20 protein-coding genes are annotated in these 19,963 nt (G+C 66.1%); 16 read left to right on the forward strand and 4 right to left on the reverse strand.

Translation table 11 applies throughout. The features are described 5' to 3' along the window. Nucleotides 1–382: 382 nt before the first annotated feature. The 5 genes from ACIP6N_RS09710 to ACIP6N_RS09730 all read left to right on the forward strand — a co-directional run bounded on the left by ACIP6N_RS09710 (nucleotide 383) and on the right by ACIP6N_RS09730 (nucleotide 4,599). Nucleotides 383–1,045: a hypothetical protein gene (locus tag ACIP6N_RS09710; RefSeq protein WP_401814229.1), complete on the forward strand. Its 663-nt coding sequence runs from the start codon at nucleotides 383–385 to the stop codon at nucleotides 1,043–1,045. After that, nucleotides 1,033–2,070 (forward strand): hypothetical protein, encoded by a 1,038-nt coding sequence (locus ACIP6N_RS09715; protein ID WP_401814231.1) that lies wholly within the window; start codon nucleotides 1,033–1,035, stop codon nucleotides 2,068–2,070. Before ACIP6N_RS09710 ends, ACIP6N_RS09715 begins: the two co-directional genes overlap by 13 nt. 104 nt (nucleotides 2,071–2,174) lie before the next feature. Further along, nucleotides 2,175–2,750, forward strand: coding sequence for a hypothetical protein (locus ACIP6N_RS09720; RefSeq protein ID WP_401814233.1), 576 nt, complete (start codon nucleotides 2,175–2,177; stop codon nucleotides 2,748–2,750). 161 nt (nucleotides 2,751–2,911) lie between these two features. Continuing rightward, nucleotides 2,912–3,568 (forward strand): hypothetical protein, encoded by a 657-nt coding sequence (locus ACIP6N_RS09725; RefSeq protein ID WP_401814235.1) that lies wholly within the window; start codon nucleotides 2,912–2,914, stop codon nucleotides 3,566–3,568. Further along, nucleotides 3,556–4,599: a hypothetical protein gene (locus ACIP6N_RS09730; RefSeq protein WP_401814237.1), complete on the forward strand. Its 1,044-nt coding sequence runs from the start codon at nucleotides 3,556–3,558 to the stop codon at nucleotides 4,597–4,599. Before ACIP6N_RS09725 ends, ACIP6N_RS09730 begins: the two co-directional genes overlap by 13 nt. 118 nt (nucleotides 4,600–4,717) lie before the next feature. Here the strand turns inward: ACIP6N_RS09730 and ACIP6N_RS09735 are convergent, their stop codons facing one another. After that, nucleotides 4,718–5,359 carry a hypothetical protein gene (locus tag ACIP6N_RS09735; RefSeq protein ID WP_401814239.1) on the reverse strand — a complete coding sequence of 214 codons (642 nt, stop codon included), beginning with the start codon at nucleotides 5,357–5,359 and terminating at the stop codon, nucleotides 4,718–4,720. Between the two features lie 263 nt (nucleotides 5,360–5,622). Here ACIP6N_RS09735 and ACIP6N_RS09740 point away from each other — a divergent pair, with 263 nt between their 5' ends. From ACIP6N_RS09740 to ACIP6N_RS09770, 7 genes are all read left to right on the forward strand, one after another. After that, entirely contained in the window at nucleotides 5,623–5,934 is a 312-nt protein-coding gene (locus ACIP6N_RS09740; protein ID WP_401814241.1) for a hypothetical protein, read from the forward strand. After that, nucleotides 5,931–7,184 (forward strand): putative T7SS-secreted protein, encoded by a 1,254-nt coding sequence (locus ACIP6N_RS09745; protein WP_401814243.1) that lies wholly within the window; start codon nucleotides 5,931–5,933, stop codon nucleotides 7,182–7,184. Before ACIP6N_RS09740 ends, ACIP6N_RS09745 begins: the two co-directional genes overlap by 4 nt. Before the next feature lie 38 nt (nucleotides 7,185–7,222). After that, a complete protein-coding gene (locus tag ACIP6N_RS09750; protein ID WP_401814245.1) occupies nucleotides 7,223–7,798 on the forward strand; it encodes a hypothetical protein in 576 nt (191 codons plus the stop codon). Next, nucleotides 7,795–8,463 (forward strand): hypothetical protein, encoded by a 669-nt coding sequence (locus tag ACIP6N_RS09755; protein ID WP_401814247.1) that lies wholly within the window; start codon nucleotides 7,795–7,797, stop codon nucleotides 8,461–8,463. The genes ACIP6N_RS09750 and ACIP6N_RS09755 overlap by 4 nt, the downstream gene beginning before the upstream one ends. Next, complete coding sequence (locus ACIP6N_RS09760) at nucleotides 8,460–9,014, forward strand: hypothetical protein (RefSeq protein ID WP_401814249.1); 555 nt, start codon at nucleotides 8,460–8,462, stop codon at nucleotides 9,012–9,014. Before ACIP6N_RS09755 ends, ACIP6N_RS09760 begins: the two co-directional genes overlap by 4 nt. 331 nt (nucleotides 9,015–9,345) lie before the next feature. Further along, nucleotides 9,346–10,008 carry a hypothetical protein gene (locus ACIP6N_RS09765; protein WP_401814251.1) on the forward strand — a complete coding sequence of 221 codons (663 nt, stop codon included), beginning with the start codon at nucleotides 9,346–9,348 and terminating at the stop codon, nucleotides 10,006–10,008. Nucleotides 10,009–10,076: 68 nt separating this feature from the next. After that, nucleotides 10,077–11,036, forward strand: coding sequence for a hypothetical protein (locus ACIP6N_RS09770; RefSeq protein WP_401814253.1), 960 nt, complete (start codon nucleotides 10,077–10,079; stop codon nucleotides 11,034–11,036). A 96-nt stretch (nucleotides 11,037–11,132) separates the two neighbouring features. On the opposite strand, the gene ACIP6N_RS09775 is transcribed toward ACIP6N_RS09770, so the two are convergent. Next, nucleotides 11,133–11,432, reverse strand: a complete 300-nt coding sequence (locus ACIP6N_RS09775) for a WXG100 family type VII secretion target (protein ID WP_401814255.1) — start codon at nucleotides 11,430–11,432, stop codon at nucleotides 11,133–11,135. A 253-nt stretch (nucleotides 11,433–11,685) separates the two neighbouring features. Between ACIP6N_RS09775 and ACIP6N_RS09780 the strand changes: the two genes are divergently transcribed. Beyond that, nucleotides 11,686–16,278, forward strand: a complete 4,593-nt coding sequence (locus ACIP6N_RS09780; RefSeq protein WP_401814257.1) for an FtsK/SpoIIIE domain-containing protein — start codon at nucleotides 11,686–11,688, stop codon at nucleotides 16,276–16,278. 44 nt (nucleotides 16,279–16,322) lie between these two features. On the opposite strand, the gene ACIP6N_RS09785 is transcribed toward ACIP6N_RS09780, so the two are convergent. Then, complete coding sequence (locus tag ACIP6N_RS09785; protein WP_401814259.1) at nucleotides 16,323–16,574, reverse strand: hypothetical protein; 252 nt, start codon at nucleotides 16,572–16,574, stop codon at nucleotides 16,323–16,325. Nucleotides 16,575–16,683: 109 nt separating this feature from the next. Between ACIP6N_RS09785 and ACIP6N_RS09790 the strand changes: the two genes are divergently transcribed. The 3 genes from ACIP6N_RS09790 to ACIP6N_RS09800 all read left to right on the forward strand — a co-directional run bounded on the left by ACIP6N_RS09790 (nucleotide 16,684) and on the right by ACIP6N_RS09800 (nucleotide 18,957). After that, a complete protein-coding gene (locus ACIP6N_RS09790) occupies nucleotides 16,684–17,037 on the forward strand; it encodes a hypothetical protein (RefSeq protein WP_401814261.1) in 354 nt (117 codons plus the stop codon). A 202-nt stretch (nucleotides 17,038–17,239) separates the two neighbouring features. Next, complete coding sequence (locus ACIP6N_RS09795) at nucleotides 17,240–17,875, forward strand: hypothetical protein (protein ID WP_401814263.1); 636 nt, start codon at nucleotides 17,240–17,242, stop codon at nucleotides 17,873–17,875. Between the two features lie 26 nt (nucleotides 17,876–17,901). Beyond that, complete coding sequence (locus ACIP6N_RS09800) at nucleotides 17,902–18,957, forward strand: hypothetical protein (protein ID WP_401814265.1); 1,056 nt, start codon at nucleotides 17,902–17,904, stop codon at nucleotides 18,955–18,957. Nucleotides 18,958–19,043: 86 nt separating this feature from the next. Here the strand turns inward: ACIP6N_RS09800 and ACIP6N_RS09805 are convergent, their stop codons facing one another. Further along, nucleotides 19,044–19,844 carry a putative protein N(5)-glutamine methyltransferase gene (locus ACIP6N_RS09805; protein WP_401814267.1) on the reverse strand — a complete coding sequence of 267 codons (801 nt, stop codon included), beginning with the start codon at nucleotides 19,842–19,844 and terminating at the stop codon, nucleotides 19,044–19,046. Nucleotides 19,845–19,963: the final 119 nt, after the last annotated feature.

The following is a 19,963-nucleotide window of genomic DNA, read 5'->3' on the forward strand; positions in this document are numbered from 1 at the left end:
ATCGCGGCAAAACGGGAGTAACTGGCGGCCCTCGAAAGCCGTACGGGACCCGTCTGTTACCACCATGCAACACACCGCTCACTCGCGGCACACAAGACCTTCACCCGGCCCCACCGCGCACCACGCAACATGAACGCACGACGCCTGACGCCATCCGACGCCCTTATCGCCCGCTCATCGATCCGCCGACGGCTGCGACTTGTCCCGGCGACGAGCCGGCTCCGGGTCCGATATCGGCCCCGCCAAAGTCCCAAGTATCCGCCCCGGTAACGGAACACCAGGTTCCCGGTGGCGAAACCAAGGCCCCGCTGGATAGCGTCAATCGACTGTCACTCACTCGACACCCGCCACCCCGCCCCATCCCGCCCCACTGGGAGACTCCGTGAATCCCCGCTCTTTGCCGGCAGCCGCAGCGCTCATCGCGTCGGCATCCTTGCTGCTGACCGCCTGCGGCGGCAGCGACAACGACAACCCCAAGACCCCCGACAAGATCGCCGGAGCAGACCAGAGCAACAAGCCGCCGGCGTCACCGTCCCCGTCGCCGTCACCCACATCGGCCGCCGGGCGGCCCACGTTCACGTTCCCGGAGGACATCAGCTACACGTTCGACTGGCCGAAGACGGGGGACGCGACGAAGGACGCGGTGCTGGCTGACGCAGAGCAGTTCATCAGGGCGGAGGACTACGCCATCGTGAAACAGGATCCTCTGGACAAGGGCTACCGCCTGTACACGGAGGGCAAGATGGCAGCCTCCAGCCAGTCATACATTCAAGCCTACGTCGATGAAGGAAAACGCATTACGGGTAAATATCGCTATTACAAGGCATCCGTGACAGTCAGTGGCCCCACTCAGGCCGCCCTTGTCTACTGCCAGGACCAGGCGAAGGCCTTCGATATGAGCGTCAAGACTCAGAAGATCTACACGACGCCCGTAAATGCGGACAGTTACGTCATTTATCACACCGCCATGAAGAAGAACCAACAGGGAATCTGGGTCACTACCGAGCTGTTCAGCGAAAGGGGAAGCGCCGAATGTCAGCCGTAAGCCCGCCACACAAGTCAGCACTGATCGGCGCCGCGACACTAGGAACACTGCTCCTTGTTTCGGGGTCGGCCTTCGCCAGCAACGGGGTTCAGGACGGCGTCAGGAATGGCCAAAAGGCATCCGCCGACCTCAAGGGCCAAAACCTCTCAGCCATGGTGGAGTCCGGAGGCGTCTCTTACAACACCGCGAAGAACGGCAAGGGCGCGTCCGCCGGCCCCCTGGTCCCGCAGGGCACCTGGACGCCACCGCCCTGCTGGTACGCCCCGATGTACTCCCCCGCGGAATTCCAGAAAATGCAGGAAGCAATCTGGAACGTGGACTCCACAGGGCCGGAATTCGACGCCGCGCAGCGCGACCGTTACGTCAACGGCAAGCCCTACACGGACTTCAACAAGGACAAGGCCGGCAAGGGCTATTGGTGGTCCTCGCACGCCAACGAGAGCTTCCCGCCCGGCTGGGACGGCTGCACGAAGCAGGATTTCTGGGTCGACAAGGGCGATCCGCCCCCGAACTACCCGCAGATCATCAAGCCTGAGACGCTCGCCGGACTCGCGTACGAGAAGGTGGTCGTCCCGACGACGAAGGTGTCCCTCTCTCCCGCCGCGAACACCAAGGTCAATCTTCCGACCTGGGCCTGGCTGGACAAGGGCGAGTTCCACCCCGTCTCCGTCACGGCAAGCGTGCCGGCCCTCGGCATCTCGGCCACCACGACCGCCACGCCCGTCTCCGTCAAGCTGGAGCCCGGCACGCCGGACGCGACCACGTACCCCGCCTCCGGCGTGTGCGAGTTCGGCGCGGACGGCTCCATCGGGGCCAAATACACCCCGGGCCATGCCGACAAGAACCCGCCGTGCGGCATCACCTACCTGCGCTCCTCAGGCGACGGCACGTTCAACCTGCGCGCCACCATCACCTGGAAGATCAGCTGGACGAGCAACGTCGCCGCCGGCGGCGACCTCCCCGACGGCAACTTCGGCAGCGACCAGCCGATCACCGTCCAGGAGATCCAATCCGTCAACCGATGACCCGATCCGCCCGCGGCCGCGGGCGGCAATCGTCAGCCGCCCACACGTGACAGGGCCGTCGGCGCGAGCAGGGTCGTAGCCTCACTCCGCGAAGGAAGACCCAGATGCGCACCCGCAGTCTGCGGACGATCACACCGGCCCTCCTGGTCGTGCTCGCGGCCTGCGGCTGCTCAGCGACTTCCGGCTCGTCCGGCTCCGGCAAAAAGACCAACGGCAGGTTGTCGGGCCCTACCTATCGGCAGGCCATGGACGCCATGTATCCGGACACCCTGAGCGCGATGAAGGCGACCATGCCCGCGGTGCGGCCCGAAGAGGACCCCGGCAGCACCCGGGACTGTGGAGGGGCCGACGTCCTTGACGGCAAGGACGCGAGCAGACGCATCGCCTCGGCGATCATCAGCATGCCCGGCGATCCGTCGGACACGCGTACACCCGCGACCCTGGTCGGCAGCGTGGCGAACCGCCTGCGCGGACTGGGTTGGCGGGTGGAAAAGCGCCATGAGACATCTCCCGCAGGCCACCCCGACGGCGTCATCACGCACCTGAAGAACCCAGGAACCCGCGGCACGGTCAGCGTCTCCGCGTATCCGTTCCGTCTCAGCTCCGGCAAGATCTCGCAGACGCTGGTCGCCAACGTCGACACGGACTGCCTGCGCAATCAGGCCTCGCGAAACGGCTGACCAGCCGCGTTCGTCTACGGAGTGCGGCCCCGTGGGCTGCACTCGGTTGACCTTGCCTCGTCCGCCCTCGCCTTCAGTACCGAGGTTCATGGTGGCGAAACCAACAGCCCCGTGGATAGCGTCAATTCACCCACGACCACAACTGCCCAACAGGAGTACACGTGAACCGCCGTTCCACGTCGGCCGCCGCCGCAATCGCGGTGACGGGCGCTCTGCTGCTGTCCGCTTGCGGCAGCGGCGACGACAGCAAGCCTGCGGACCCGGACAAGATCGCCGGCGCCGACGACCCGACCGAGAAGCCCACTTCCCCGTCCCCGACCGCTCCTGCGGCCCCGGGCCGTCCGAAGATCGAACTGCCGGCAGACATCACGTACACCTTCGACTGGAAGAAGACAGGCGACAAGGACAAAGACGCGGTCCTGTCGGACGGAGAACAGTCCATCAAGGCAGTCGATATGGCCATCGCCAAGCAGAACTCACAAGACAAGGCCTATCAGTTCTACTACGAAGGCGAGGCGGCAGCGGGGACGGACGCCTTCATCAAGCGCTACGTCGATGCCAAGGCCCGCACTACGGGGCACTACCGCTTCTACAACGAATCCTTGTCGCTCGCCGAGGGAGACAACGCCACCTTCAGCTATTGCGAAGACCAGGGCAAGGCTTACGTCAAGCACCTCGCGGACGACAAGATCGACAAGACGCCGGTCACCGAGAAGAGCTACGTGAACTACGACACCGCGCTGCACAAGAATGAGCAGGGTGTCTGGGTCATTCAGAAAATTCTCTCGCAGAGTGGGAGTGCCAGGTGCCAGCCTTGAGCCGTACATGGAGAGGGGCCGTACCGGCGATTGCCCTCGGTATCACGCTCCTGTCCGCGGGGCAGGCGTTCGCCGACGACACCATCGGGGGCAACACGCAGAACCCGGTGGATCCTGACGCATCCGGCGACTCGGACGGCAACGGCTCCATCTCAGCCACCGCAGGCGTCGTCTTCGAACGTTCCCACAACGGCAAAGGCGCAGCCGTCGGTCCCCTCGCGCCCGCCGGCAACTGGTCGCCGCCCCCCTGCTGGTTCGCCCCGAAGTACACACCCGCCCAGTTCCAGGCCTACGTCGAGCCGATCTGGGAGGCCGGATCCACGGGCCCCGAATGGGACGCCGCTCAGCGCGACCGGTATGTCAACGGCCACCCCTATAAGGATTTCAACAAGGCCAAGACCGGCAAGGGGTACTGGTGGGACTCCTACGTCGACGACTCCCGTGCCGGCGATCCCGGTTTCCTGGCCTGCTCCTTCAAGCCCATCTTCTGGGTCGACACAGGCACCCCGCCTCCGGCGGACGTACCCGAGGCCATCACCCCCGAGATCCTTTCGCAACTCGCCTACGCCGAAATCCGCGTGCCCGACACCGAAGTCACGCTCGCGCCGAAGGCCACCACCAAGGTGAACCTGCAGACGTGGGCCTGGCTCGACAGGGCCGACTTCAAGCCGGTATCCGTCACCGCGTCCGTCCCGGTCCTCGACATTCAGGCGACCACCACCGCCACGCCGGTCTCTCTGACGCTGGAACCCGGTACGGCGGACGCGGAGCTTTTCCCGGCATCCGGGAATTGCCCCATCGTCAACGGCCACATCGGCACGCCGTACAGGCACGGCGACGCCGACAAAACCCCGCCGTGCGGGCTCACGTACCTGCGCGCGTCGGGCGACAACGGGCCGTACAAACTCCGCGCGACCATCACCTGGGAGATCAGCTGGACAAGTAACGCCGCACCCGGGGGCGACCTCCCCGACGGCACCTTCGGCACCACCCAAGATGTCACCGTCGAGGAAATCCAGGCCCTCAACTGATGAAGAACGTTTCCGGGGCCCACGACGAGCTCCCCGAAGATACGGGCAGCCTGTCGCGGTCGGCAGTTGCCGTGAGGGGCGCGGGGCCTGCTCGGGGAGCCGGCCGGAGGAGCCGGCTCTACTCCACGAAACGGAATGTGGAGGTGATCGCGTCGAACATGTCGAAGAACGAGTCCGCGAGATCCAGCACCTGGCTGCTTCCCGACACCAGGGCGACCTTCCCCTCGAGCCCCGGCACCGGGATGAACGTCTGCATCAGTACGGCGCGGATCGTGCGGGTGTCCCCGGGGATCTCGATGTCCTCGACGCCGTACGTGCGCGCCGCGGTCCCGACCTCGGGGATGTCGACCGTGGCCACCTTCCGCCACGCGTCACCCTCACGCTTGCCCTCCCGTACGGACAGTTGACGGACGATCGCCGCCGGATCGGTCGGCAGCACCTCTCCGCTCTGTGTCCTGGCGCCGACCAGCGACACGGTCACCGAGCCGGTGATCGGCGTGTCCCCGCCGAACGCCTCCGCCATGCACCCGCAGTACAGCGCGCCGGACTGCCACGCCTCTCGCGCCGCCTTCCGCAGGAAGTCCGTGAAAACGTCGCGGTACGGCTCCAGCTCCGGTCGCTGACGTATCCGTTCGCGGACCATCCGGTGAATGCTGTCGTCGCGCGTCTCCGGTCGTACGTCGAACTCCCACCAGGACTCCGGCACCTTGATGCGGAAACCCCCGCGCTCGACGGTAAGCGCCTCCATGTAGCGGGCCACGCCGCCCCTCCCCTGCCTCGACTCCCCTCACCCTAAGAGCCCGTAGGAGCCGGGGGTCCCAGGACCGCCGACGAAGCCTGATCACCTAACGGGTTGATACCGATCGGGGACATTTGCCCTGCTCTGCCCGGTCATTCGCACTGGCGTAACCATGGGTCCCATCGCTAACGTCGATCCGCCTGAACCCGGTCGTGACAACCTCAGAGGTTCCGTCCCGGCCGCCGCGCAGGCACGACGCAGCGTCAGTTCACACGGGGGAACAAGTGAGTGACCGGACCCAAGCCGATCTCGACATGATCAGGGACTGCTCAGATTCCCTGAAGGCCATCCACCGCGAGTTCCAGGAGCACGGGAATCCGGCCGACGGATACGGGGATGACCTCGGGAACGAGAAGCTGCGCGATGTCTTCGACGATTTCTCCGGCACATGGAAAAAGACGCGCAAGAAGCTGATGAAGGACATCGAGAACCTGGCCAAGTTCACCGCCACGGCCGCTGACACGTACGACGACGTCGACCGCAAGCTGGCCGAGGCGCTGCGCGACGCCCGCAAGAAGGGCAAGGGAAAGTCATGAGCAGGCCGACGGAATGGCACCCGCTCCACGAGTCCGACCCCGTGCCCGGCGACCCGGAAGGCGTCGCGAAGCTGGGCCGCGAACTTCGTAAAATGGCCGACGAGATCGACAAGCAGGCCAAGAACATCGAAGCGCTGTCGTCCGTCGACGGCTGGGACAGTGATGCCGGACGCGCGTTCCACGACATAGCGGACGGCACGTCGGGCCGGCTCAAGCGCTCCTACGAACGCTACGACGAAGCCTCCAAGGCCGTGGGCACGAAGGTCATGGAAGGCGAGTCGAAGGAGTACGCGAGCGAGCTGCACCGAGCTCAGAAGGTGGCGGACAAGGCCCTGCGCGACTTCCGCGAGGCGGAGGCCGACCGGGATTCGGCCCTGCAAGGCCTTGAGAAGTACAAGAACCCTGTCTCGTCCGACGGGAAACCGCCCACCCAGGAAGCCATCACGGACCGCAATCGCCTCGACAAGAACCTCGAACACTCGTGGGACATCATCCGCCACTGCCACAGCGAGATTCGCCGCGCGATCGACATCCGCGACGATGCGGCAAGCGCTGCGGCCAAGAGGATCAAGAACATCATTCACCATGACGGTGTCCGGGATCCCGGCGGATTCATGAATCTCTTGGCGGACTGGGCAGACGGGCTTTCCAATCTCTCCGCAGTCTTCTCCGTATTGGCCGTGATCTGCGCATTCGTACCGCCACTGCAATTCCTGGTTCCCATTTTCGCTGGACTCGCGGTACTCACCAGCGCACTTGCTCTGGCCGGCCACGCCTACGACATGACCGTTCGCGGCGCCAAGCTCGACGTTTTCAGACTGATCCTTGACGGGGTCGGAATTGTTCCCGGAATGGGCGCCCTCAAGGGGATTCGGGCTGCCAAGGGCCTCAAGGGCCTTTCCAAACTGCGCGGGTTGAAGTTCAGCGGAATGGGCGCCGCCAAGGGCGTCGGTGAAAAATTCATGAACGGTATCGCCGTCAAAGCAACGAACGGGATCCTGATGAAGTACGGCCCAAAGAACTTCGTCCCGATCGCCGGCAGAAACATCACGGGGCTGATCAAGGGAACAGGCCTGGCCAGTGCCATCAACAAAGTGGCACACGGCGGCATCGGATCCTCCACCGGCGACCCTGGCGACACGAAGGCCCAGCCGCCCGCTCCGCCTGCTCCCACTGTCACACGAATCCCGTCCCCTCCGCTCCCGGTCAAGCCATCGAGCTTGCCTTTCCACAACGCACTCACCACCTGAACCGAGCGCGCACACCACCATGAAGGAGCACACTTCGCATGGCCGATGAAAATGAACTCGGCGAGTGGGAGTACAACGCTCGAGCAGATATCGTCAGGAAACTTGTTCCTGGCGAAGTACTTACTTCCGTCCCTGCCGCCCGAAAGGCCGCTGAAGAGGCGGGGCGAGCCGTTCAATTCGATTTCCTGGACGACCATGCCGTCCTTAAAATGCTCCGACTTCGCCACCTGGACGAAGCAAAATTGTTCAGCACCGGAATGAAGGTCGGGTTCCCACTGGCTATTCTGCTTGCCGGATTCGCCCTCTACTGGGGAGCCTACGTCCGATACTGGGAGTCGAGCAAGGATCAGACGATTTACTACGCTGCAGGCGGCTGCGTGGTGGGTGCGATGTTTATTCTTTTCGTCGTCACTGCGATCCGGCACTGGAGCAATCACGGGCGTCAGAAAGTACGGGCACGCGCTCGCGAGTACCGCAAGATCGCCCACGTCGCCCGTGCCGCCGGCGCTAAGATTCCCAAGCACTACCCGCACTACGGCCCGTACCCGTTCGCCGCGAACTTTCACGCCGACGCGGAAGAGATTGACCTGCCTGCGGAGACGAACCTGCAATGACTGCGTCAACCTCCGAAAGCCAGTTCCACTCTTCAGGTATCGACTCGGCAATCGACGTCCGGTGGGTGATGCCAGAGGGCTTCTTCGAAATCCCCCTGGACGCCGACAGCATCGATGAATTGGCCGATCGCATGGTGACGCTGGGCAGGGAAATCCTCCCCGGTGCCGACAGCGAAATTCAGGTCCAGTTGGCACTCATGTTCGCCGCCAACCTGGACACCTTCGCCGAGGCGGGCGTCCAGTACGCGGGCTTCGTGGTCACTGAGGTCGACGGCGTCCGCTGCACCGCCACCGTCAACGTGTCCCTCATGGACCTGGACGACTCAATCGCGGGCAAGCCCGTCCACGCCATCGCCGCCGCGATGCGCGGCCTGGAGATGGGTGAGGTGGCCGAGATCAAGCTCCCCTGCGGCCCTGCGGTTTCCTGCGTAGGCACCCGTCAGACCACGGTCGACGGCTCACTCACGCCCTCCGGAGCCGCCGAGCCGGTCTGGACCTCGTTCATTCAGGTACAGGTGCCGCTCACCAACGCCACTGTGCTTGTGCTGGAGCTGGGCACTCCTACGCCGGAGGGCTGGGACGTCTTCTCCTCCATGTTCGCAGGCGTGGTGAAGAGTCTGCGCCTGTTCGACTCCGACGGAACGCTCCTCGTGATGCCGAGATGACCGCTCCCACCCGCCATGAGGCTCCGAGCGACTACCGGATGCTCGTACCGCGCGACTGGTTCCGTATCGACCTCACGCAGGAACGCTGGCGCCCGCAGCTCAAGACCTTCATGGACCAGCAATCCGCGGGCAAGGACGTGCCTGCGGAGACCAAGCGGGAAATCTGGGCGACGCTGCGCAACCTGGCTGAGGCAGGAGTGGCACACGGGGCTCTGGAACTCTTCCTCAGAACGGATTCCCCTGGCGGAGCACCGTACCCGGCCACGCTGCTGATCTCTCTCCTGCACGCCCCCGACGGAGAACCGGCCGCCCCGCAGCGGCTCGCCGAGGTCCTGGCCGACCGAAGGGGAGAGACCGCGGAGGTCTCCGTCGTCACCCTGCCGGCCGGTGAGACCGTGCGCGTGCTTACCGACACCACAATGGATTTCCACGTCCATATGCCCGGAGACGTCGGCTACTTGATGCTCTCGTTCTCCATCCCGCTCAGCGGGACAACAGGCCCCATGGCCCGGCTCTGCGAGTCCATGGCCCATTCGTTGCGCTGGATATAGTCGCAGGAGGCCTGGGGAAACTTGGGCGCACATGCACAGTTACCTCTGGAGTCATATCTTTCGGACTCCGATGGGCAGGGTCTGAGTAAGGCGCTCACGGAGCCTCACACAACGCGGCCCCGACGCGGCGTCGAAAGACCGTGGCTGAGTTTCCGGCGGCGGAAGCGACCTTCGAGAGTGCCACGGAGAGTCCAAAGCCGCGTGCTGCCACCTTTATTTCGCTGACCGCTCTCGGTCGGCGCTCAAGTCCGCAAGTACGCCTGGTGAAATCAACCGCTCCTCGGATAGCGTCGGTTCACCACGTCAATCCCTGCCCCACCTGGAGCCGACCGTGAATCGCCGCCCCCTCCCACTCGCCATCGCCCTCAGCGCGACAGCGGTTCTTCTCCTGTCCGCCTGCGGCAGCAGCGACGAGCCGGCCCACGACTCCGGCAAGATCGCAGGCGCGGATCGGGACGCCGGTGAAACACCGGCTTCGCCGAGCGCGAGCACGAGCCCGTCAGCCGCGACAAATCGACCTGCGATGGCACTTCCCAGCGACATCAAAGAGAATTTCGACGGCTGGGAGACCGGCGATTCAACGAAGGACGCGATTCTGGCTGACGCGGGGAGGGCTCAATCTGCCGTCACCTACGCCGTCACTCAAGGCAGTGTCGAATCTTCCGCCCTCTCCTTCTACCAGAGCAAGGACGCCCTCGTCGGCAGCATGGACTACGTGAAATCGTTTGTCGACCAGGGCGCAACTTATTCGGGAACGATCCGCTACTACGCCCCGAAGATTACCGTTTTTGACGAAAAATCCGCCGGGGTCGTCTACTGCTCCGACGAGAGCAAGGCGTTCAGCAAGAATCGCAAGACCGAGAAGGTGACAAAGACTCCTGTGACTGCCAATTCCTATTTGCTGTACAGCACCCGGCTGGAAAAGAACGCCCAGGGAATCTGGCAGACCACAGACCTCACGTCGGAGCGGGGGAACGAGACTTGCAGACGATGAGCAGACGAGGTAGATGGCTGGCTGTAGGCGCCGTCGCGGCCTTCTGTGCGTTGTCACCGGGTACGGCAGTGGCCGACCTGACCGGGCAAGGGGGAAACAACTCGGCAGTCAAACCCAGCGGCGGCCGGAGCGGAAAGCAACTCACGTCCCAGATTGAGTTCCGCGGCACCGCCGGCGGCAGCAGCAGCGCCAAGGACGGCGGAAAATTCACCCCCGCCGGCAACTGGTCTCCACCCGCTTGCTGGTACGAGCCGCGATCCGCCAAAGATTTTGAGGCCTATATGGAGGAGATGTACGAAGAAACCGTCAATTATCCCGGACAGCACAGCTACGCGAAAAACGCCGTGGCTCAGTACCGGAAAACATACAAGGACGGCAAGTACAAGAACTACAACCTTGACAAGGCAGACGAAGGGAAGTGGTGGATTGCCGTCCAGGACCCTGCCAGAGAGAACGATCCTGCCTCGTGGGAATGCAGTAATCCCCCGGCATGGGCCCTGAACGGGGACGCCCCCGACGTCAAGAACGCAGTAACTCCTGACGTTCTCGCCCAGCTCGCTTACAACAGAATTCAGGTCCCAGACACCAAGGTGACTCTGGCCCCCGCCGACACCACGAAGGTGAACCTGTCAACATGGGCCTGGCTCGATAAAGCAGAATTCAAGCCTGTCTCCGTGACGGCTTCGCTTCCGTCCATCGGGATCAGCGCGACCACCACGGCCACGCCCGTATCCCTGAGCCTTCAACCCGGCACCACCGACGCCGAACTGCTGCCCCCGGCCGGCGAATGCCCGCTCATGAACGGCTCTATCGGGACTCCCTTCAGGAAGGGTGATGCCGAGAAAACGCCCCCGTGCGGGATCACCTACCTCCGCGCCACGGGTGGTGCCCCCTTCGAACTCCGCGCCACCGTCACATGGAAGATTCACTGGACGGGCACCGGCGTGCCGGGAGGCGGCCTCCCCGACGGCACCTTCGGCACCGCACAAGACGTCATCGTCGAGGAAGTCCAGGCCGTCAATCGCTGATTCACAGCGAAGGCCCGCCCGAACGACGCAGCGAGCCCGCTCGTGGGCCCGCTCTCCGGGTTGGTGCGGCGAATCGCCGCACCAACCGCGGATCCGCTACCTCTGCGCGGACTTGGCCAGTTCCTCGTCGATCTGCTCGAACTTGTCGGCAGCCATCGTGAGGTAGTCACCCATGCCGATCAGACCCTCGATGGTCTCCTTCGCGCCGCGGATGAACTCATCGAAGTTCTTGTCGAACGCCTTCGACGAGCTCTTGGTGACGTAGCCGCCCTCGACCAGATTCTGGATGTAGGTCCTCAGGCCGTGAAGCTTCTCGTCGATCTTTTCCTTCTCGCGGGTCACGTGCTTGGCCGCATTCCGCATGTCCTCATATGTGACGTCAAGGTCCTTGGCCATGCTGCTCTCTCCTCTGCACTGGGTGCCGCAGGGCCAACCCCCGTGGCTCTACAGGTGCGGATCATGTGCTTATTCGCACCCGCGCAGCAGCTTACGAGAGTGGGTGCGGTTGCACAGCCCCGTTTGGCATGGCGGCCGCGCGAGGCCGAGTCCGGGCCGTTGCCGGTGTGATACAGACAGCCGCTAAGGTCGCAGGTGCTTGCGGCCCGCGATCAGTTGGTGACCGCGCATCCATATACGGGGGAGGACGATTGTGCGCCTGACACTGACTGTCGTCGATCCGTTCGCCGGTTCCAGCACCGATGTTGTGCTCGAAGCCGAGGCCGAGACTGTCGTCGGCGACGTCGCGCGTGAGCTGAGCGAACGGATGGGGAGCAGCAACGTTGCTCAAGTGATTCCCATTGGTGCTTCGCGGGGGGCCGGCGATGGAACGCCGCGGCTTTTTGTCGACGGTGCCGAACTGCGAGCGGACGCCACCGTCCTGGGTTCGCCGTTGCGCGAGGGCGCCGTGGTCAGCCTCAACGATCCGGCCGGCTGCTGGCCGGGGGAGCCCGGTGGGCTCGTGGAGTTGCGCGTGGCGGGCGGGCCGGGGGCCGGGGCCGTGCACCGGCTCGGTGTCGGCCGGTACGGGGTGGGGCGCGGGGCCGGGCAGCATGTACGTATTGAGGACGACACGGAGCTGGCCGACCACGCGCTGACCATCGCGGTCTCCATCGACGGTACGTGTCAGGTGCAGATAACCGGAGACCGCGACGCGGTCCTCATGGACGGTGAAAAGCTCGACGGAGACTCCTGGCCGCTCGGCAATCAGCTCTCGATCGCCAATACCCTGCTGGAACTGGCCCGTTACTCGCCGCCCGATGCCGCACTGAAGTGGTCCGACGACGGCAGCGCGTTCGACTACAACCGCCCGCCCCGGCTCCGCCCACCGGACCGCGAGACCCGGTTCAGTCTGCCCAAGCGGCCCGGCGACCAGGACGCGCGCCCGATCCCCTGGCTGATGGCGGCCACCCCGCTTGTCACGGCGGTGGTCACGGCGATGGTCTTCGGCCGCTGGTACTACCTGATCATGGCGGCCTTCAGCCCGGTCATCCTGTTCGCCAACTACTTCATGGACAAGAAGAACGGGCGGAAGTCGCACGCCAAGCTCCTGAAGGAATACGAGGAGCACAAGGCCCGTATCGAGAAGGACGCCGAGGACGCGCTGGTGGCCGAGCGGAACGACCGCCGTCGTGCCGTTCCCGACCCCGCGACCGTGCTGAACCTCGGGACCGGCCCGCGTACCCGGGTGTGGGAGCGGCGGCGCACCGACGGCGACCATCTGCTGCTGCGCTTCGGTACCGGAAAGCTGCCGTCCGAGGTGGTTGTCACCGATCCCGAGCGTGACGAGCACCGCCGTCAGGTCACCTGGGACATCTCGGACTCGCCCGTCGCGCTCTCGCTCCGCCACCTCGGCGTGATCGGGATGGCGGGCCCCGGAGACTCCCCGCAGGCGCTGGGCCGTTGGGCCGTCGCCCAGTCCGCGACGCTGCACAGCCCGATGGACGTACAGCTCTACGTTCTCACCGAAGCCGCCGCCAGACCCGGCTGGGACTGGGTGCGGTGGCTGCCGCACAGCCGGCCGTCCGGCGGCCAGGATGCGAACGTGCTGATCGGAACGGACGCGGAGACCGTAGGCGCCCGTATCGGGGAGCTCACGCAGGTACTCGACGCCCGAGTGAAGACGATGAAGGAGAACCAGAGCCAGGGCGCGGCGTTCACCGACCCGGACATCGTGATCGTGTGGGACGGCTCGCGCCGACTGCGCTCGATGCCGGGTGTCGTACGGCTGTTGCGCGAGGGTCCCGCCGCGCACATGTACTCGGTCTGTCTGGATGCCGAGGAGCGATTCCTGCCCGGTGAGTGCCAGGGCGTGGTGATCGCTGAGCCGAAACCCGAGGAGTACCCGGGCTCCGGGGCCGGAGGCGCGGGAGACGCCGCCGCGCGGCAGGCAAGCGGCACAGGGGCAGGCCTCAGCGGAGGCGCACAGCAGGCCGTCGGCGGGTTCCCTTCATTCCAGGCGTGGCATTCCCAGCCCGTGGAACAGTCCGAGAGCGATCTGCCCCAACTGCGCCTGCGCGTCGAGGAGACGGGCGTCGCCCGCGTCAAGAACGTACGGCCGGACTTCGTATCGCCGTCATGGTGTCTGCGGCTCGCCCGGTCGTTGTCCGCGCTGCGCGACATCAGCGGCGAGACGGAGGACTCGGCTCTGCCGTCATCGAGCCGCCTCCTGGACGTACTTGAGCTGGAACCGCCCACCGGTGACGCCGTCGCGGCACGCTGGCGGATGAGCGGGCAGTCCACCATGGCGGTGGTCGGCGAGTCGTACGACGGCCCCTTCGGCATCGACATGCGGCGGGACGGACCGCACGGCCTGATCGCCGGTACGACGGGTTCGGGCAAGTCGGAACTGCTTCAGACGATCGTCGCGGCGCTCGCGGTGGCCAACACCCCGGAGAACATGACGTTCGTGCTGGTCGACTACAAGGGGGGCGCAGCCTTCAAGGACTGTGTGAACCTGCCGCACACGGTCGGTATGGTCACCGACCTCGACGCGCACCTGGTCGAGCGCGCCCTGGAGTCACTGGGTGCGGAGCTGAAGCGCCGCGAACACATCCTCGCCGCCGCCGATGCCAAGGACATCGAGGACTACCAGGATCTGGTACGGCGTGATCCGTCGCGCCAGCCGGTCCCCCGACTCCTCATCGTCATCGATGAGTTCGCGTCCATGGTCCGCGATCTGCCCGACTTCGTCACCGGCCTGGTCAACATCGCCCAGCGAGGGCGGTCCCTCGGTATCCATCTGCTGCTCGCCACGCAGCGTCCAAGTGGTGTCGTCTCGCCCGAGATCCGCGCCAACACGAACTTGCGCATCGCGCTGCGCGTCACCGACGGCGGTGAGTCCAGCGATGTCATCGACTCGCCGGAGGCCGGGCACATCTCCAAGTCGACGCCGGGGCGCGCGTATGTGCGGCTCGGACACGCCTCTCTCGTTCCGTTCCAGTCAGGACGTGTCGGCGGCCGCCGGCCGGGGGCCGCGGATCCGCAGGCGCTGGCGCCCTGGTCGGCGCCGCTCGTGTGGGAGAGCCTGGGCCGTCAGGCGTTGGTGAAGCCGAAGGCGCAGGCTCGTGACGAAGAGGAGATCACCGACCTCAAGGTCCTGGTGGACGCGGTCCGTGAGGCCAATACCCGCCTCGGCATCCCGGCCCAGCACAGCCCGTGGCTGCCCGCACTGGACGAGATGCTGCTGCTGGACTCGATCCCACCGGTACGGTCGTCCGGTTCGCTGCCGGTGGCGGCGTTCGGCGTCGAGGATCTGCCCGCGAACCAGGAACGGCGTCCTGTCGCGGTCGACTTCGCGACCTTCGGGCATCTGCTGATCCCGGGGTCGCCGCGCAGCGGCCGTTCCCAGGTGCTGCGTACGCTCGCGGGCTCGCTGGCCCGTACGCACTCGGTCGCCGATGTCCACCTGTACGGGATCGACTGCGGTAACGGCGCGCTCAACGCCCTGACCAACCTGCCGCACTGCGGCGCGGTCATCGGGCGCGCCCAGACAGAGCGCGCCGTCCGGCTCATCAACCGGCTTCAGACGGAACTCACCCGTCGGCAGGAGCTGTTGGCCGAGCGTGGCATCGCCGACATCGGTGAACAGCGCACCTCTGCGGCTCCGGAGGGCCGGCTGCCGCACATCGTGGTACTGCTCGACCGGTGGGAGGGCTGGCTGACTTCGCTGGGCGAGGTCGACCACGGTGAGCTGACCGATCAGATAACTGTGATCATGCGCGAAGGTGCGAGCGTCGGAATCCACATGGTGATCACCGGCGACCGGCAGTTGGTCAACGGGCGGATGAGCACGATGACCGAGGACAAGCTGAGCCTGCGGCTGGCGGACCGCTCCGACTTCTCACTCATCGGGATCAGCGCACGGAAGCTTCCCGAGGAGATCCCACCGGGACGCGCGTTCCGCAGTGAGACCGCGACGGAGATCCAGTTCGCGTTGCTGTCCGACGACGTCACGGGCCAGGGCCAGGCCGCCGCGCTGAGCGTCATCGGCGAGGCGGCGCGTGAACGCGAGCCGGAACTGCCGCGCTCCCGGCGTCCGTTCCGGGTGGACGTACTGCCGAGCCGGATCTCCTTCGACGAGGCGTGGGCGCTGCGCGACCCGGAGGCCTCACGCTCCAGGCTGTGGGGCCTTGTGGGCATCGGCGGTGACGAACTCACCGCCTTCGGACCGGACTTGGCACAGGGTGTGCCGGCGTTCGTCGTCGCGGGCCCGGCCAAATCGGGACGCAGTACGGTGCTGATGAACTTGGCGCGCGGCTATCTCGCCCAGGGCGTACGCCTCGTTGTCGCCGCGCCCCGCCCCTCGCCGATGCGTGAACTGGACGGCCAGGAAGGCGTGTTGAAGGTCTTCACCGGCGACGACATCGAGCAGGACGACCTGGAGGAGTACACCGACACGGCGACGCCCGAGTCGCCCGTCATGGTGCTGATCGACGACGGTGAGCAGTTGGAGGACTGCGACGCGGGCCCGGCGTTCAAACGCATCATCCAGCGCGGCGCCGACCGCGGCCTGTCCCTGGTCATCGCGGGCGACGAGGAGGACGTGTGCAGCGGCTTCAGCGGCTGGCAGGTCGAGGCGAAGAAGGCGCGCCGCGGACTACTGCTGTCACCGCAGGACACCGCCAGCGGTGAACTGATCGGCATCCGCACGACCCGGAGCATGGTCGGCGACCCGGTCACCCCGGGCAGGGGGCTGCTGCACCTGGGAGGCGGCGAGTACCGGACGGTTGTCACACCGCTGTGAGCGGATGGGACCGGCGTGGGCGGATTGGCGGCGGAGGGCTGCGATCACTCGTAGATCCTCGCCGCCATGAGCGCGCGGGCGAAAAAGGTCCAGTCGCCGCCGGGCGGCAGTTCCCTGCCGAAGTTCCGGTACCAGCCGTCTGAGCTCGCGACCCATGACGCCATGCCTTCCAGGAAGCGGTCAAGGGTCGCGTTCTCCCACTCACCACCCCGCTGTTCGAAGTCACGACGGAGGTCGTGGAGGAAGGCGACGAAGTCGTCGCGGCCCGGGAGCTCGTCATCAGGTGAGAGAGGCATGACGGCACCGTATCCGCGTCCACGGTGACGAGTCTCCGGGCTCCGGCTGATGGCACGTTCGGAAGTCCGTACCGCTTCAGATAATCGCTGCGACCAGAGAGGAACCCGCATGGGCAAGGGCAAGAGCGATCTCGTACTCCCACTCAGCGAGCTTGAGGACTTCGGGAGCCGGCTGCGTTCCATCAAGACGCGGCTCGACCGAACGAAAAAGCTCTTCGAGTCCTACCGCGACGATGTCGGCGACAAGGTTGTGTACGACGCTCTCGACGTCTTCGAGTCGAACTGGGAAGACGGCCGTGAGGACATCAGCCAGCAGCTCACCGCGCTGGCCGATATGTCCGACGCGGTCGTACGCGAGTTCACGAAGCTGGATGACGACCTCACCAAGGAGATCAACAAAGCCGTCGAGGACAAGGGCAACGGCGGCTCCGGCGGCGGGACGGGCGCGGGCAAGGCGGATTAGCCGTGGGGCATCCGGCCGAGTGACCTGCACGCCTGCACGCCTGCACGGACAACGCCGCGCCTCGAACGACACGCCCCTGTCACGGCAGCCCCTCTGGGCCTTTACGGTCCGCTGGTAGCTTCGTTCCCGACTGCGCGGGCTCGATTGCGCAGGCTCGACTGCCCAGATCCTGAACGCCGCTGAACCCAGGGGGAGAACAACCGTGAACCGCCGCGCCCTGCCCGTCACCACCGCGCTCGCCACCGGCGCGGCGCTGCTGCTCACCGCGTGCGGTGGCGGCGGCGACGCGTCTTCCTCGGACAAGGTCAAGGGGGTGGACCAGACATCGAGCAGCCCGTCGGCATCGCGCTCGGCGGCGCCGAGCGACGGCCGCCCGGAGATCTCGCTGCCGGCGACCTTCCAGATGGAATTCCAGGGCTGGACCAGCACAGACCCGGAGAAGCAGGCCGTCATGAACGACGGCAAAGAACGGCTCCGCGCCGTTCACGCGGCCATCATCGCCGACCAGCCGACGACAGCCCCCATGGAGTTCTACAGCAGCGGCAACGCGTTGACGACGGGCCGTGCGTACGTGAAGGACTACATGGACGACAACGTGACCCTCATTGGAAAGGCCATCATCTCCGACCCCAAGGTCGACTTCCTGAGCAAGCAGCGCGCCACGCTCTTCTACTGCATGGACGAGGGGCAGGGCTCCACGAAAGACCGTAAGACCGGAGCGGTCAAGGGCACCCCCAAAGGTGTCAATCCCCACGTGCTCTACATGACCGGGGTGACGAAGAACCCCGAGGGCGTCTGGAAGACGGCAACAGTCGAGACCAAACGAGGCGGGTGCTGAAGGTGCGGTCCATCCGCAGAGCGGTCATGACGTCGGCGGCAGCCGCGATCCTGCTCGTCGCGGCGGGACACTCCGCCTACGCTTTCGGGGACGAGACCGACACTGAGAGCTCGAACCCCAGCGGCCCCGGCGGCGGCGCCCACGACCAGGACCTCGTCGCTTACGCCTCGCACTCCCGGATCACCGTGCGGCAGGTGCGGGGCAGCGGCGGGACCGGGAAGAAGGGCAACCTCGCTCCGGTCGACAGCAGTTGGGAGCCACCCGCGTGCTGGTACGAGCCCGTCTTCACGCCCGAGCAGCTCAAGGCGTTCGTGGACAGGACGGACGGCAGCGGTGACGTCGGCATCCATGAGTCGTGGTACGGCAAGTCCCTGTGGACCGACCACTACCAGGACGGCAAGCCGGGGCACAACTTCGACGACGCGTACAGCACCGCCGACGGCTACAAGGACTACAACATCGGCAAGGGCGGCTACTTCTGGCGCAGTGTCGCGCCCGATCCCAGCGCCCCGGCGTCGTGGGACTGCGGCCGGATCATGTTCTGGCAGGCTCCCGGACGGATCCCCGACGTCCCGCACGCGCCGACCGCGAAGACGCTGGCGGAGTTCGCTTACGACAAGATCCGGGTGCCGGACACCGAGATCGAGCTGAAGCCCGCCGCGAAGTCCACGGTGAACCTGCCTACTTGGGTGTGGCTGGACAAGGGAACCTTCCAGGAGGTCACCGTCCGCGCCGAGTTGCCTCACACCGGTCTCTGGGCCGAAACCACCGCGAAACCGGTCAGCCTGCATCTGGACCCGGGCACCCCGGACGCGGAGACGTCACCCGCCTCCGGCGAGTGCGAGATCAACGCGGACGGCAGCATCGGCACTCCGTACGCCGAGGGCAGCGCGGCGCGGAACCCGCCGTGCGGCATCACCTACCTGCGCGCGAGCGGGGGCGCGCCGTACTCGCTCAAGGCGTCGGTGACCTGGCAGATCACCTGGAAGGGGTCCGGGGGTTCGGGCGACACGCTGCCCAGCGGGACGTTCGAGACGACGCAGGACATGAACGTCCAGGAAATCCAGTCCGTCAACCGCTGACGGCATCCGCCGACGGCACCCGCCCCAACGGCTATGGCGGATCCGCTGACGCAATCCGCCCCAACGGGTAAGGCGGATTCGGGCGTTCAGGGGGCCGGGCGGGTGCCGGTGATGACTGTGGCCGGCAGGTCTTCCGAGGTGCACGCGTGGGCGGTCAGGCCGCCGCTGGTCACCGCCGTGAGGGCTTGGGCGGCCTGGTGGGCGCTGGTTTCGAAGAGCAAGTGGCCTCCCGGCGTGAGCCAGTTGGCCGCTTCGGCGGTTACGCGGCGCAGGACGTCGAGTCCGTCCTTGCCGCCGTCGAGGGCCACCCGCGCTTCGTGTTCGCGGGCTTCCGCCGGGAGCAGGACGATCTCCTTCGTGGGTACGTAGGGGACGTTGGCGACCAGGATGTCGACACGGCCGCGCAGTCGGCCGGGCAGGGGGTCGTAGAGGTCGCCCTCGTACACCTGGCCCCGGGCCTCGGTGATGTTGCGGCGGGCGCAGCGTACGGCGGCGGGGTCGATGTCCGCCGCGTGCAGCTCCGGGCTGTCCAGGGCCGCGATCAGCGCCGCGCCCACGCCGCCGGAGCCGCAGCAGAGGTCGACGACCACGGCGCCGGGCCCCGAGGGGGCGAGGGCGATGGCCCGGGTGACGAGGAACTCGGTGCGGCGCCGGGGTACGAAGACCCCGGTGTCCACCGCGATCCGCAGGCCGTGGAACTCCGCCCAGCCGACGATGTGTTCGAGCGGGAGACCGGCGGCACGCCGGTCCACCATGGCGTCGAGTTCGGCCGGATCGCTCGCCGCGGAGAGGAGCAACCGCGCCTCGTCCTCCGCGAATACGCAGCCGGCGGCGCGCAGTCGCGCGATGATGCCGGAGCGCGCGAGGGGTGACTGGTGAGAAGACATGGAAACCTTTCGGGACTGCCTGAGGGCACTCCCCCGGTCACCTATGTCCGGATGTACGTCCGGCGGACCGTACGGGCGTGAGAAGGGAGCACCCGGCCTGCTGATACAGCGGTGATGGG

This window comes from Streptomyces sp. NPDC088725 (assembly GCF_044751305.1).
In the GTDB taxonomy this organism is placed as follows: Bacteria; Actinomycetota; Actinomycetes; order Streptomycetales; family Streptomycetaceae; genus Streptomyces.

What these genes read in the sequence shown, in the direction of transcription:
- ACIP6N_RS09805 (WP_401814267.1), bottom strand. Translation starts at nt 19,844, where the DNA reads ATGTCTTCTCACCAGTCACCCCTCGCGCGCTCCGGCATCATCGCGCGA.
- ACIP6N_RS09745 (WP_401814243.1), top strand. Translation starts at nt 5,931, where the DNA reads ATGAGCAGGCCGACGGAATGGCACCCGCTCCACGAGTCCGACCCCGTG.
- ACIP6N_RS09720 (WP_401814233.1), top strand. Translation starts at nt 2,175, where the DNA reads ATGCGCACCCGCAGTCTGCGGACGATCACACCGGCCCTCCTGGTCGTG.
- ACIP6N_RS09755 (WP_401814247.1), top strand. Translation starts at nt 7,795, where the DNA reads ATGACTGCGTCAACCTCCGAAAGCCAGTTCCACTCTTCAGGTATCGAC.
- ACIP6N_RS09715 (WP_401814231.1), top strand. Translation starts at nt 1,033, where the DNA reads ATGTCAGCCGTAAGCCCGCCACACAAGTCAGCACTGATCGGCGCCGCG.
- ACIP6N_RS09775 (WP_401814255.1), bottom strand. Translation starts at nt 11,432, where the DNA reads ATGGCCAAGGACCTTGACGTCACATATGAGGACATGCGGAATGCGGCC.
- ACIP6N_RS09800 (WP_401814265.1), top strand. Translation starts at nt 17,902, where the DNA reads ATGACGTCGGCGGCAGCCGCGATCCTGCTCGTCGCGGCGGGACACTCC.
- ACIP6N_RS09790 (WP_401814261.1), top strand. Translation starts at nt 16,684, where the DNA reads ATGGGCAAGGGCAAGAGCGATCTCGTACTCCCACTCAGCGAGCTTGAG.
- ACIP6N_RS09750 (WP_401814245.1), top strand. Translation starts at nt 7,223, where the DNA reads ATGGCCGATGAAAATGAACTCGGCGAGTGGGAGTACAACGCTCGAGCA.
- ACIP6N_RS09785 (WP_401814259.1), bottom strand. Translation starts at nt 16,574, where the DNA reads ATGCCTCTCTCACCTGATGACGAGCTCCCGGGCCGCGACGACTTCGTC.
- ACIP6N_RS09760 (WP_401814249.1), top strand. Translation starts at nt 8,460, where the DNA reads ATGACCGCTCCCACCCGCCATGAGGCTCCGAGCGACTACCGGATGCTC.